A 13,108-nucleotide genomic window follows, 5' to 3' on the forward strand; every position below is an offset into this window, starting at 1 on the left:
CACCACCATGAGTCTGGCGCTGGTGCACAGCCGTGCCCGCGTGGGGGTGCATGCGCCTGAGGTTCGGGTGGAAGTGCATCTCTCCGGCGGGCTTCCCTCTACCCAGATCGTGGGCCTGCCCGAAGCGGCAGTGCGCGAATCGCGCGAGCGCGTACGCGCTGCCCTGCTGTGCGCACAGTTCGAATTCCCCGCCCGGCGCATCACCATCAACCTGGCACCGGCTGATCTACCGAAAGAAGGCGGCCGGTTCGATCTACCGATCGCCCTCGGCATCCTGGCTGCCAGCGGGCAGATCGACCGCCAGGCCCTGGCCGATTACGAATTCCTCGGCGAGCTTGCGCTTACCGGCGAGCTGCGTGGTGTCGACGGCGTGCTGCCCGCGGCGCTGGCGGCCGCGCAGGCCGGGCGACGGCTGATCGTCCCGCTCGCCAACGGTGCCGAAGCCGCCATCGCCGGGCACGTCGAAGCCTTCACCGCGCGCACCCTGCTGGACGTCTGCGCCACGCTCAACGGCAGCCAGAAAGCGCCCGCCGCCGAGCTGGCAGTGCAGGCGCTCGGCGCACGCGCCCTGCCCGATATGGCCGACGTGCGCGGGCAACCGCACGCACGTCGCGCGCTGGAAATCGCCGCTGCCGGTGGGCACCATCTGTTGCTGGTCGGCAGCCCCGGTTGCGGCAAGACGCTGCTGGCTTCGCGCCTGCCTGGTCTATTGCCCGAAGCCAGCGAAGCAGAAGCACTGGAAACCGCTGCAATCACCTCGATCAGCGGCCGTGGGCTGGATCTGGCCCGCTGGCGGCAACGGCCGTACCGCGCCCCGCATCACACCGCCAGCGCAGTGGCCCTGGTCGGCGGCGGCACGCATCCGCGCCCCGGCGAGATCTCGCTGTCTCACAACGGCGTGCTGTTCCTGGACGAATTGCCCGAATGGCAACGGCAAACCCTGGAAGTCTTGCGCGAGCCCTTGGAGTCGGGCGTGGTCACGATCGCGCGCGCGGCGCGCAGCGTGGATTTTCCGGCGCGCTTTCAATTGGTCGCCGCCATGAATCCCTGCCCGTGCGGCTGGGCAGGCGATGGCAGCGGGCGCTGCCGCTGCAGCAGCGACAGCATCCGCCGCTACCGCAGCCGCATCTCCGGCCCGTTGCTGGACCGCATCGATCTGCATGTCGAAGTGCCACGCCTCCCTCCGCAGGCGCTGCGCAGCGGCAACCTCGGTGAAGACAGCGCCAGCGTACGTGCCCGCGTGGTCGCCGCGCGACAACGACAGCTTGCACGTGGTGCGCTGCCCAATGCGCAACTGGACCAGGCCGACACCGACCGCCATTGCCGTCTGCAACACGACGATCAGGTGCTGCTGGAGCGCGCCATCGAACACCTGCAGCTGTCCGCACGCTCGATGCATCGCATCCTGCGCGTTGCGCGCACCATCGCCGATCTCGACGACAGCGCAGACATCGCCACACGCCATCTCACCGAAGCGATCGGCTACCGCAAACTGGATCGTGCGCTTGGCGCCGCCAGCGCGGCGTAGCGCGCTCGTCCGGTCAACCGGGCCGCGATCCGCAAGCCATGCGCGGGCGTGCCACCCTGGTACTGCAGAGCGCCCGCTTTGCCAGGACGTTATGCCGGTGCCGGTGCCGGTGCCGGTGCCGGTGCCGGTGCCGGTGCCGGTGCGCAACATCATTCGCCGCCGCGGTGTTCATCGCATGCAGCCAATTGATCGGTCACGCGGCATCGGCCCACGAGCGGCATCGTGCCAACGCCAATACGCACCGAGCCGATGCTCTCACGCACGCCCGTCCTTGCTGCACGGCCGCTCGCGCCGCATCCCAACATGCATTTCATGGCGCGACACGTACAACAGGCGCCACTCCATTGTGCTGAGGCCTGTATGAGCCACCATCCCGAACTCGCCACTGTCCCTTCGCTGGATCTGAATCGCTACCTAGGCACGTGGTACGAAATCGCCCGCCTGCCGACCCGCTTCGAGGATGCGGACTGCACCGATGTGTCGGCGCACTACACCCTGGAAGACGACGGCAGCGTGCGCGTCCAGAATCGCTGTTTTACCGCGGAAGGCGAGCTGGAAGAAGCGATCGGCCAGGCGCGCGCCATCGACGACACGCACAGCCGGCTGGAAGTGACCTTCCTACCCGAGGGTCTGCGCTGGATCCCTTTTACCAAAGGCGACTACTGGGTGATGCGCATCGATGCCGATTACACCGCCGCACTGGTCGGCAGCCCGGATCGCAAATACTTATGGCTACTTGCACGGTTGCCGCAGCTGGACGAAAACATCGCCCAGGCCTATCTGGCGCATGCACGCGAACAAGGCTTCGACCTAGCGCCGCTGATCCACACCCCGCACACCGGGCGGCTGACCGAGCAACCGCTTCCGTAGGGGATTCCGACTAGTTGGTACGTCGTCAGGCCGGCGACCACAGCGCCGCTGCGCCTCACTACAACGGTAGCGGCGTCGATGCACTGACCAACGCACGACAGGCATCTAATGCTCGCAACGACCACCCAGACGACACTCGCCCACCGACGCCATCACCATGCCTAATGGCATGGCGACCCGGCGCCCTGGCCCTGGCCCTGGCCTTGGCCGTTCTTCCATCGCGCAGGCCAGCGTTCCAGTCCCCCTCAATCGTCGAGCGTGCCGAGATCCTTGGCAGCGGCCTGTGCACCTTCCAGGCTGTCGAACGCCACGCCGGTGTCGCCGACCACGTACTTGGTCAGCTCGCCGTCGCGTGTTGTTTCCAGCATCTTGAAGATCGGCACCGCATCGGTGCCGCCGACGCGTTCTTTCTGCGTTGTCATGGGTGATTCCTCCAGTAAAAGCGCCCTGCGTGGGACCGGTGTCCCGTCGCTCCCGGGCGGGAGCGCAGACGATTGGACCCTAGCGCGGCAGTGCGTGCAGTCGCGTGAATCCGCAGGCGGCCCCGACTGCCAGGATGCGACGCAGGACGATCGGAAAAAAATCACGGCCGCTTCGCTCCGCAAACGCGCGCAATGCACGCGTGTGTCGTACATTCGCGACGTGCAGCCTCATCAGTCCATGCCGTGTGTCACCAATCGCTACGTGCGCCACGTTCGCGCGCGCTCCGGTTGGCGTGCACCTTCCATCTGCCAAAGCCTGCGTTGGCGGCATTTCTGCAGGGGCCATGCGTGAACCGGCAGCGCAGCCGTCGCGGGTGGTGAGGTGAAGCGCCAACGCATCATCAGTGTCACCGTGCTGCTGGTGTTGCTGAGCGCAACGCTGCCGATCGGCCTGTCCTACTACCTGGCCTGGCGACTGGCGTTGGCGCGCGAAGAGGGCAGGCTGAGCCAGCTGGCTGCGCTGTCGATCCGGCGCACTGAAACCGCCTTCGACGAGGCGCATGGCATATTGTTGAGCATGGCCGCCTCGCGGTTGCCACCGTGCTCGCCCGCGCACCTGGCGCAGATGCGCGCCTTGGTGCTGACCAGCCACTACATCGTCGAGCTGGGGCGCTTTCAACAAGGTCGTCTCAGCTGTACGTCATGGGGCCAACTGCGCAACACCATTCCGCAGCGCACGGCCGATTTCGTGGTCAAGCGCGGCATCTCGGTGACCACGCGGCTGCTGCCATTGGCCAATCCGCAGCGTCCGCTGATGGCGCTGCAACTGGGCGAATACAACGTCCTGATCAACCCCGACACGCTGGCCGACATCAATATTCCGCCTGGCCTGCAACTGGCGATCGGCACGCCGGACGGACAGATTCTCAGCAGTACCGGCACCGCCGCCGAACACTTGCTGATCGACCCCACGGCCAAGCGCGAGCCAGGCGATCTCATGCTGTCGCAGGTGCTGTTCGGGCGCGACCGTCGTGGCGATTGGTCCGCGGTGGTCACCGAGCCGGTGGCCTATCTGCGCGGCCCACTGGCGGCGGCGCGGTGGCAGTTGGTGCCGGTTGGCATCGCCATGGCACTGCTGCTGGTCGGTGCAGTGCTGTGGGTCTCGCGGCGGCGGCTGTCGCCACTGGCGCGGCTGGGAATCGCCGTGCAGCGCGGCGAGTTCATCGTGCACTACCAACCGATCATTGCGCTCGATAGCGGTGCCTGTGTCGGTGCCGAAGCGCTGGTGCGCTGGCAGCAGCCCGACGGCGTGCTGGTGCCACCGGACGCCTTCATCCCCCTGGCCGAACAAAGCGGCCTGATCCTGCCGATCACCGATCTGGTGGTGGCCGAAGTCCTCCGCGAACTCGGCCCCACCCTGGCCGCCGATCCAGCGCTGCACGTGGCCATCAATGTCTCCGCCGACGACATCAAGAGCGGCCGCGTGCAGGGCGTGCTGGCGCAGGCGTTGCGCGGCACCGGGGTAGACAGCGGCCAGCTGTGGGTGGAGGCGACCGAACGCAGCCTGATGGACATCGATGCGGCACGCGCCACCATCACCCATCTGCGCGGTGCCGGCCACACGGTGTCCATCGACGATTTCGGCACCGGCTATTCGAGCCTGCAGTATCTGCAGGGCTTGCCGCTGGACGCGTTGAAGATCGACAAATCGTTCGTGGACACCATCGGCACCCATTCGGCCACCAGCGCCGTGACCGCGCACATCATCGAGATGGCCAAGACGCTACGGCTGCGCACCATCGCCGAAGGGGTCGAGCGGCAGGAACAGCTCGATTATCTGCGCGCCCATGGCGTGGATCTGGCGCAGGGCTGGCTGTTCTCGCGCGCGTTGCCGGCCACTGGTTTCATCGCCTATCACGCACAGGCGCGCAGCGCGACGCAGTAAAATCGGCAACAAAAAAGGCCGCCATTGGCGGCCTTTCGATGTCGATCACGCGTTGTGCAATCCGATTACGCGCTCTGCAATGCACCACTGCTCTGCCGCACCGGCTTGGGCCGGCTCGGAAAGGCATGGCGCACGATCCGCCACATCACCTGGCCGAACTGGCGCGGCAGCGAGCCGGTGTTGTAGTGCTGGCCGTAGCGCGCACAGACCTGCTTCACTTCGACGGCGATCTGCGCATAGCGATTGGCCGGCAGGTCCGGATAGAAGTGATGCTCGATCTGGTGGCTCAGATTACCCGACAGCACGTTCATCAGCTTGCCGCCGATGAGGTTGGACGAACCACGCAGCTGACGCAGATACCAGTGGCCACGCGATTCGTTGCGGATGGATTCCTTCGGGAACACTTCTGCATCGGCGGTGAAGTGGCCACAGAAGATGATCACGAACGTCCAGATGCTGCGCAGCACGTTGGCGGCCAGGTTGCCCAGCAGCACGGTCAGGAAGAACGGGCCGGCCAGCAGCGGAAACACGATGTAGTCCTTGAGCATCTGGCGCCCCATCTTGCGGCCGACCGGCAGGAACGAGGCGCGCAATTCGGCCGCCTTCATCTTGCCGGCGAACCAACGGCCCAGACGCAGGTCCTGGATCGCCACGCCCCATTCGAACAGCAGCGCGAACACCACCGCGATGAACGGCTGCAGCAGGTAGAACGGGCGCCAGCGCTGCTCGGGGAAGATCCGCAGCAGGCCGTAGCCGATGTCATCGTCCATGCCGCGCACGTTGGTGTAGGTGTGGTGCTTGAAGTTATGCGTCTTGCGCCAGTTGTCGCCGGTGGCAACGATGTCCCACTCGTAGGTGTTGCCGTTGAGTTGCGGGTCGCCCATCCAGTCGTACTGACCGTGCATGACGTTATGGCCCAGCTCCATGTTCTCCAGGATCTTGGACAACGCCAGCAGCAGCACGCCGGCGATCCAGGCCGGGATCAGCACGCTGTGCACGAATGCGCCCAGGAACAGCAACGCACGACCGGCCACGCCGGTCCAGCGCACGGCGGCCACGATGCGGCGGATGTAGCGCGCATCGGCAGCGCCCACCTGGCTCAGCACGCGCGCGCGGATGGCATCGAGTTCGTCGCCGAAAGACTGCAGTTCGGCAGCGGACAAGGCACGGTTATGGACTCGGCTCATGAAGATTCCTTACAGATCCAGGATCAGGTCGGTGCTCGGCGCACTGATGCACAGGCGCACCTGTGCGGTGGGTTCGTTGCTGCGCTCACCGGTCAACAGATGCCGGGTGGTGCCGGATTGGCGCGGGCAGGCGCAGGTATTGCAGATGCCCATGCGGCAGCCGTGTTTGGGCCGCAGGCCCTGCGCTTCCAGCCCTTCCAGCAGCGACTGGCCGCGCGGCAGGGTCAGGGTACGGCCGCTGCGTGACAGTTGGACCTGCACCTGCCCGGTCTCGGCCTCATCCAGTGCCGGCACGCTGAAGGCTTCGGCCTGAAATGCAGCCACGCGTCCCTGCAGACGTTCGCGCGCGGCCTGCACGAAACCGCCCGGCCCGCAGGCCATCACATGGCGCTGGTCCAGCGCGGCAATCTGGTCCAACGAATAGGTGTCCACGCGTTCTGCAGGCGTCTCGCCTTCGCGGGTGGTCAGCAGTTGCACACGCAGGCGCGGATGCGCCGCAGCCAGCGCGGCGAATTCGTCGACAAAGCAGGCTTCGTCGCGCTGGCGCACCCAATACAGCAGGTCCACGTCCATCGGCATGCCGGCTTGCGCGGCGGCCTGCAGCAACGCACGCATCGGCGTGATGCCGGAGCCGGCGGCCAACAGCAGGAGCGGGGTAGGCGTGGTCGGCAACAGCATGTCACCGAAGGCCGGGGCTAGCGACACCACCGTGCCCAAGGCCGCATCGCGCGCCAGGAAGCGGCTCACCAGCCCACCCTCGATGGCCTTGACGGTAATCGCCAGCCGGCCGTCGGCCAGCACCGTGGGGCTGTAGCTACGCAACAGGCGGCGGCCGTCGATCTCCACGCCCAGACTCACATGCTGGCCGGCCTGCAGGCCGCGCCAGTGGCCGTTGGGCTGCAACACCAGGGTCACCGCGTCACGACTGGCCGGGATGCGCTGGACCAGGCGCGCCACCGGCTGTTCGAGTGTCCACAACGGGTTGAGCCGGGTCGCCCAAAAATCGAACAGTTCCGGCGACACCAGCCGGCGCGCCAGGCGTGCCGGCAGCGGGGACTTGGACTTGCGAGGAGAGGCCAGGTTCATGGGTCGCACTATACGCATGCATGCACAGCCGTGTATACACTTGTATATTGCCAGAGGGGCTATGATTCAGGCCCACGCCCGGCTGCAGCCTCATGACCTCTATCGCCCTGCCTTCCCACGACGCGCCGCCGTCCCGCAAGCCGGCGATTTCACGGGAAGATCTCATCGCTGCAGCGCTGTCCTTGATTGGCCCGCACCGCAGCCTGTCCACGCTGAGCCTGCGCGAGGTGGCACGCGAGGCGGGTATCGCGCCGAACAGCTTCTATCGCCAGTTCCGCGACATGGACGAGCTCGCCGTCGCCTTGATCGACCTGGCCGGGCGTTCGCTGCGCACCATCATCGGCCAGGCGCGCCAGCGCGCCACCTCCACCGACCGCAGCGTCATCCGCGTCTCGGTCGAAGCCTTCATGGAACAGCTGCGCGCCGACGACAAGCTGCTGCACGTGCTGCTGCGCGAAGGCGCGGTGGGCTCGGACGCTTTCAAGCAAGCAGTGGAGCGCGAACTCACCTATTTCGAAGACGAGCTGCGCGTAGACCTGATTCGCCTGGCCGCGGCCGACAACGCCAAGCTGCACGCTCCTGCCCTGGTGTCCAAGGCGATCACCCGGTTGGTGTTTGCGATGGGCGCGGTGGCAATGGATTCCCCGCCGGAAAAAGACCCCGAGCTGATCGAGCAGATCTCGCAGATGCTGCGCATGATCCTCACCGGCGCGCGCACCCTGGGCACGCACGCTGGCTGATCGTCTGCACTGACGTTGGCGCGCGCGTTGGCGTGCGGTTGAAAGGGACATCGCAGGCGGTCGGCGTTGTGCCAGACGACGGATCTTCAGCGACGTGGCGGGCACGGCATCGGCCTTGCGAGCCACCCTGATCCAACATGTCAGACCTCGCGTCACTGGGCGACATGCGGGCGCGCAGCACGCGCGATGAGGTGTCATCCCGTCTGCCATCGGCACATCGTCCTCTTTGCGAGGCGAAACTGGCCCGCAGCACCGACGCGCGACGCCTCGCCCAATGCTCCGCATGCGGCACCTCGGCGAAGCATCTGACTGCCCCATTCTCTCGAAGCGATGGAAGCATCGCAGGAGACGGCTTCCGTAGCCTACGAAAACCACGAGGCAGCACGCAGCATGAGCGCGTCCAGTGTGTAGCTTGGGCATGGGTCACGCGACACACTGGCCAACAGCACGCCGCTTGAATTGCGTGACGATTGCTCGCCGCGCGCAGGGCTGGCTCGCTTGATCCTGGTTTTCGAAATCGTGTCATCGCCTGCGTCGACCATCCCACGCAAGGGGTATGGCCTGCTACCGCTACGCGGTTTTGATTCTGTTTCCGACTTCCGAATCCGACCACCAGACAGATAATCCGAAAAATAATTGCATAAAGTGCTTGCATCACTAAAAAGACACGGGTAATGTTCGCGCCCTCGGCAGCCACGCCTGCACGTTTACCCAATCGATCTCATGTTCCTGCTCAACTCCGCCACATTCAATCGACTGCCCGGCGCGCACCGCGCGGCATCGTTTGTGCGCACGAAGAAAGCAGACGTGCGCATCACCCTCTTCGACTGATGTCCTGACAAGGAGATCGGTCACCCGATCTCCGAGGCAAGCGAACGCCCTCGGATGCTGCATCCGGGGGCGTTTTCGTTATGCGTTCGCACCGACTCTTGCGGATGACCTTCCAGGCACCCGGGCATGGACTGCCCGACAACACGGACGTAGCACGCGATGAGGCGCGAAAGCGCTGTGCCCTGGTGCCGGGCACGGGTAGCGCGTGGTCATGCGCATACAAGAATTACCGTTGAATAAACGGTAATCAGAAACATTGCGGAAGATATTCAGCGGCCTGGAGTTTATTCCAGCTGGTGCGCGCGGCGATGCCGTGGCGTATACCGAACTCTTTCTCATGTTTCTCGTTACGGGTATCGGCTCCTGGTGGAGCGGCGGCGCAAGCCGTAGGCCTGGTTCAATTCCGGAATACCCACCACTGGATAGCTCAATTGGTAGAGCAGCAGATTTGCAATCTGTTAGTCGCGGGTTCGAATCCCGCTCCATGCATGATCTTTCGGTCATTCCTCGGGACGCAAGTCCCTTTACGGAAACGCCCATGCCGCAGGCAAACAGGTATCCATCGCCTGACCGCCTATAGCAGCGGCGGCCTTGCCGGGCCCTTGCCCTGAACGCGCGTGCTCCGCCGTTCGCGACCGCGACGCAGCACATCGCACCGCGGCAGTCACGCACTTGCAGGCGCCAACAGCGCATTGCGCCCCGCACAGCCGCCGTCACCAGCGTTTCCACCTTTCAACGCCGCGTTGCATCGGCACACGTTCCGCCAGCAGTCCGATCCGGGCGGCGGGACGGCTGTAGCCCCGGATCGGACCACCGGAGCCAAACCTAAGGAGAAGTGCCATGTTCTGGACCAAGCGGGTCGTGATCGGTGACGGCGAGCGCGGCCTGGTGTATCGAAACCGTCGGTTCGAGCGCGTGCTCGTCCCCGGCGTCTATCGCCTGTTCGACCCGTTGGGTCGCAGCGAGGTCATCGTCCACGCCATCACGCAAGGCGCCTATGTGGGCCGCGACGCGGAGATGCTGATCGACACGCTCGGCAGCACCCTGCCGCAACACTTCGTGCTGGCCGACATCGGCACCGCGCAGGTCGGCTTGCTGATCCGCAACGGCAAGCTCGACGACGTGCTGCCACCGGGCACGCGCACGCTGTACTGGCGTGGTCCGGCGGCAATCGAGCTGCAGACCCTGCCATTGGGCGAGGGGCTGCAGGTGCCCGCCGATGTGCAACGCAGGCTGCGTCAGCTCGGCACGCTGTCGCGCGTGGCGGTCTGCATGGACGTGCCGGCCGAGTCGCAGGGACTGGTGTTCGTCGACGGCAAGCTGGTTGCACCGTTCGGGCCGGGGGCGTATGCGTTCTGGAACTTCCAGAAGAACATCGCCACCGACGTGATCGATCTGCGCGTGCAGTCGGTCGAAGTGTCCGGGCAGGAGCTGTTGACGCGCGACAAGGTGTCGTTGCGGGTCAACCTGGCCGCCAGCATGCGCGTCACCGATGCGGTGGCGATGCGCACGCGCGTGGCCAAGGCCGGCGATTACCTGTATCGCGAGTTGCAGTACGGCTTGCGGCGCGCGGTCTCGGCCAAGACGCTGGACGAGTTGTTGGGCGACAAGGCCTGCCTGGATGCAGATATCTTCGGGTATGTGCGGGGCAGCGTGAGCGGCTTCGGCATCGAGGTGCTGGGCGTCGGCGTCAAGGACGTGATCCTGCCGGGCGAGATGCGCGAGATCCTCAACGCGGTCGTGCAGGCGGAGAAGCAGGCGCAAGCCAACGTCATCCGTCGGCGCGAAGAGGCCAATGCCACGCGCTCGTTGCTCAACACCGCCAAGTTGATCGAGGACAGCCCGGTGCTGATGCGTTTGAAGGAACTGGAGGCGCTGGAAAAGGTCACCGAAAAGATCGACAAGCTCACCGTGTTCGGCGGCCTGGATGGCGTGCTGAAGCAATTGGTGACGATCAGGCAATGAAGGTAGTGCGTGGCGGAAGGATCTGCCACGCACTGCCGCAAGGGAATGACAACAATGAGTACATCGCAACACTTTGAATTTCTGCACGCCGAAGGCAGCACGACCCCGATCAAGGGCTGGGTACGCGGCGTGCCCCTGGAAGAACAGGCACATGCGCAGCTGCGCAATATCGCGGCGGTACCGTTTGTCGGTCCGTGGGTCGCGGTGATGCCAGACGTGCATCTGGGCAAGGGCGCAACCGTGGGCTCGGTGATTCCGACCCGTGGCGCCATCATCCCGGCGGCGGTCGGCGTGGATATCGGCTGCGGCATGGCTGCAGTGCGCACCACACTGCGCGCCGCCGACCTGCCCGACAATCTGGCGCAGTTGCGTGCCAGCATCGAGCGCAGCGTGCCGGTGGGCAACGGCCGTGGCGGCGAGCATCGCAAGCTGCCGGACAGCATTGAGAGCCGCATTGCGCAGTCCGGGCTGGTGCAGCGCCTGGATGCGATCAAGCAGCAGCACAAGCGCATCCGTACCGACAAGCTGGACTGCCAGATCGGCACGCTGGGCGGCGGCAATCACTTCATCGAGATCTGCCTGGACGAAACCGATGCGGTATGGGTGATGCTGCACAGCGGGTCGCGCGGCACCGGCAACCTGATCGGCACGTACTTCATCGAGCGCGCGCGTGAGCAACTGGCGCATCGCGTGCTGGGCTTCCATCTACCCGACAAGGACCTGGCCTTCTTCATGCAGGGCGAGCCCTTGTTCGACGAATACGTCGAAGCGGTGTCGTGGGCGCAGGATTACGCCCGCGAAAATCGCGAGGCGATGATGGCGCGCGTGCTGGCCGAGATGCGTCACCGCCTGCCGAAATTCCAGCTGGAAAAGCTCGCAGTCAATTGCCACCACAACTACGTGCAGAAGGAAACGCACGGTGGCGAGGAATTGTTGATCACACGCAAGGGAGCGGTGAGCGCTCGTGCCGGCGAGCTGGGCATCATTCCGGGTAGCATGGGCACGCGCAGCTACATCGTACGTGGGTTGGGCAATGCCGACAGTTTCCACAGCTGCAGCCACGGCGCAGGGAGTGTGATGAGCAGGACCGCTGCACGCGCGCAGATCACCCTGGCACAGCATCGGGAGGCCACCGCACATGTGGAATGCCGCAAGGACGCGGCAGTGATCGATGAGTCGCCTGCGGCGTACAAGTCCATCGATGCGGTGATGGCGGCGCAGCAGGATCTGGTCGAGGTGCTGCACACCTTGCGCCAAGTGGTGTGCATCAAGGGATAGCTGTCCATCAAGGAATGTAAAAGGGCCGCATTAGCGGCCTTTTTTGTTGCAGACACGTTGCGCGAGCGGGTGAGCAACCTCATCCGCAATGCAGTGCACAGTTCAGTCATGTCGCGATGGCGCTCACATCAAAGCACGCGCGTTTCACTCTTTCGACGCCATCGTGGCGCCTCGTTCGCGGTCTGATCTCCAGGGCGCATCCATTAGATAACCGGAGGCGGTATGAGCAATCTCGACAAGCAGGAACGCAAGGAAGAAGCAAGGGACTTGAACCGCGACCCCATCTCCGGTGCGCCCGGTTCGCATCCGGTCGGCGTCGGTGTGGGCGGCATCGCCGGCGGTGCGGCAGCAGGCGCGCTCGCAGGCACGGTGTTCGGGCCGCTCGGCACCTTGATCGGTGCAGCAGCCGGTGTGGTTGCTGGCGCTGCGGCTGGCAAAGGCGTGGCCGAACGGCTCGACCCCACTGTGGAGACAGAATACTGGCGCCAGGAGCACCGCAATCGTCCTTACTACAAGGAAGGCACCGACTACGATCGCGATTACGCAACCGTCTACGGATTCGGTTTGCAGGCACGTGAGACCCGCCCCACCAACACGTGGGAAGAAACCGAAGCCACGTTGGCCGGCGAATGGCCGCGTAACCGCGGGCAATCGCGCCTGGAATGGGACGAAGCCCGGCTTGCAGCACGCGATGCATGGGAGCGTGCGGACCGTACCCACACTGTCTATCGCGACAGCGACACGCACTACGCAGGCCGCTTCGACAGCGCCAGCTACCGCGATGCCGACTATTCCTATGACGACTATCGCCCGGCCTACCGCTATGGCATGCAGGCGCGCCAGCAGCACGCCGGCCGCCAGTGGGACGACCACCTGGAACGCGATCTAGGCGATGGCTGGGATCGCTTCAAGGCAAATTCACGCCTAAGCTGGGAAAAGGCCAAGCACGCAGTGCGCGAAGCGTTCGATTCCGAGCATCACGATGCAGCCGCGCGCCGTCACCCGACCGACCCGCGCGTTTAAAGCGTGATCGCCGCGGCGCTGTAATAAGCGCCGCGGCGAGCGCAACGCGCTGAACCAGGGCGGGCCCGTTGGGGCCCGTTCCGCGTGGGGGAGCGATGCAAGTTCCATTGCTCGCTCGGCGGCACTCAGGGCGCATCGATGCGACATGCATTCCGAGCTGAGCAACCAACACGATAGTCCGCGCGCGCTGGGCATCACCAGGCCGAGAAGGCGACGGATGCACGCCCCATCGA

Annotated in this window: 10 protein-coding genes; 7 read left to right on the forward strand and 3 right to left on the reverse strand. The window is 65.2% G+C overall.

Features of this window, described 5'->3' with window-relative positions:
- Positions 1-7 precede the first annotated feature (7 nt).
- On the forward strand, positions 8-1,528 hold the full coding sequence (locus EO156_RS06490; protein WP_005933214.1) for a YifB family Mg chelatase-like AAA ATPase: 1,521 nt from the start codon (positions 8-10) through the stop codon (positions 1,526-1,528).
- 360 nt (positions 1,529-1,888) lie between these two features.
- Positions 1,889-2,398: a lipocalin family protein gene (locus EO156_RS06495; RefSeq protein WP_015471471.1), complete on the forward strand. Its 510-nt coding sequence runs from the start codon at positions 1,889-1,891 to the stop codon at positions 2,396-2,398.
- Positions 2,399-2,643: 245 nt separating this feature from the next.
- On the opposite strand, the gene EO156_RS06500 is transcribed toward EO156_RS06495, so the two are convergent.
- On the reverse strand, positions 2,644-2,820 hold the full coding sequence (locus tag EO156_RS06500; protein ID WP_003486502.1) for a hypothetical protein: 177 nt from the start codon (positions 2,818-2,820) through the stop codon (positions 2,644-2,646).
- 382 nt (positions 2,821-3,202) lie between these two features.
- Between EO156_RS06500 and EO156_RS06505 the strand changes: the two genes are divergently transcribed.
- Positions 3,203-4,765, forward strand: coding sequence for an EAL domain-containing protein (locus EO156_RS06505; protein WP_016850745.1), 1,563 nt, complete (start codon positions 3,203-3,205; stop codon positions 4,763-4,765).
- 65 nt (positions 4,766-4,830) lie between these two features.
- Here the strand turns inward: EO156_RS06505 and EO156_RS06510 are convergent, their stop codons facing one another.
- Both EO156_RS06510 and EO156_RS06515 read right to left on the reverse strand, forming a co-directional pair.
- Positions 4,831-5,952 (reverse strand): acyl-CoA desaturase, encoded by a 1,122-nt coding sequence (locus EO156_RS06510; RefSeq protein WP_016850746.1) that lies wholly within the window; start codon positions 5,950-5,952, stop codon positions 4,831-4,833.
- Between the two features lie 9 nt (positions 5,953-5,961).
- Entirely contained in the window at positions 5,962-7,038 is a 1,077-nt protein-coding gene (locus EO156_RS06515; RefSeq protein ID WP_016850747.1) for a ferredoxin reductase, read from the reverse strand.
- A 92-nt stretch (positions 7,039-7,130) separates the two neighbouring features.
- Between EO156_RS06515 and fabR the strand changes: the two genes are divergently transcribed.
- The 4 genes from fabR to EO156_RS06545 all read left to right on the forward strand — a co-directional run bounded on the left by fabR (position 7,131) and on the right by EO156_RS06545 (position 12,875).
- Positions 7,131-7,778, forward strand: a complete 648-nt coding sequence (gene fabR, locus EO156_RS06520) for an HTH-type transcriptional repressor FabR (protein WP_003486511.1) — start codon at positions 7,131-7,133, stop codon at positions 7,776-7,778.
- Positions 7,779-9,449: 1,671 nt separating this feature from the next.
- Positions 9,450-10,574, forward strand: a complete 1,125-nt coding sequence (locus EO156_RS06535) for a slipin family protein (protein ID WP_016850749.1) — start codon at positions 9,450-9,452, stop codon at positions 10,572-10,574.
- A gap of 54 nt (positions 10,575-10,628) precedes the next feature.
- Positions 10,629-11,852, forward strand: coding sequence for an RtcB family protein (locus tag EO156_RS06540; RefSeq protein WP_016850750.1), 1,224 nt, complete (start codon positions 10,629-10,631; stop codon positions 11,850-11,852).
- A 222-nt stretch (positions 11,853-12,074) separates the two neighbouring features.
- Positions 12,075-12,875, forward strand: a complete 801-nt coding sequence (locus tag EO156_RS06545) for a hypothetical protein (protein WP_016850751.1) — start codon at positions 12,075-12,077, stop codon at positions 12,873-12,875.
- Positions 12,876-13,108: the final 233 nt, after the last annotated feature.

The sequence above is a fragment of the Xanthomonas sp. DAR33341 genome (genome assembly GCF_003992815.1).
Taxonomy (GTDB): domain Bacteria; phylum Pseudomonadota; class Gammaproteobacteria; order Xanthomonadales; family Xanthomonadaceae; genus Xanthomonas; species Xanthomonas cissicola.

Coding starts and splice junctions, on each gene's coding strand:
- EO156_RS06490 (WP_005933214.1), top strand. CDS start 8: ATGAGTCTGGCGCTGGTGCACAGCCGTGCCCGCGTGGGGGTGCATGCG.
- EO156_RS06495 (WP_015471471.1), top strand. CDS start 1,889: ATGAGCCACCATCCCGAACTCGCCACTGTCCCTTCGCTGGATCTGAAT.
- EO156_RS06500 (WP_003486502.1), bottom strand. CDS start 2,820: ATGACAACGCAGAAAGAACGCGTCGGCGGCACCGATGCGGTGCCGATC.
- EO156_RS06510 (WP_016850746.1), bottom strand. CDS start 5,952: ATGAGCCGAGTCCATAACCGTGCCTTGTCCGCTGCCGAACTGCAGTCT.
- EO156_RS06515 (WP_016850747.1), bottom strand. CDS start 7,038: ATGAACCTGGCCTCTCCTCGCAAGTCCAAGTCCCCGCTGCCGGCACGC.
- fabR (WP_003486511.1), top strand. CDS start 7,131: ATGACCTCTATCGCCCTGCCTTCCCACGACGCGCCGCCGTCCCGCAAG.
- EO156_RS06535 (WP_016850749.1), top strand. CDS start 9,450: ATGTTCTGGACCAAGCGGGTCGTGATCGGTGACGGCGAGCGCGGCCTG.
- EO156_RS06540 (WP_016850750.1), top strand. CDS start 10,629: ATGAGTACATCGCAACACTTTGAATTTCTGCACGCCGAAGGCAGCACG.
- EO156_RS06545 (WP_016850751.1), top strand. CDS start 12,075: ATGAGCAATCTCGACAAGCAGGAACGCAAGGAAGAAGCAAGGGACTTG.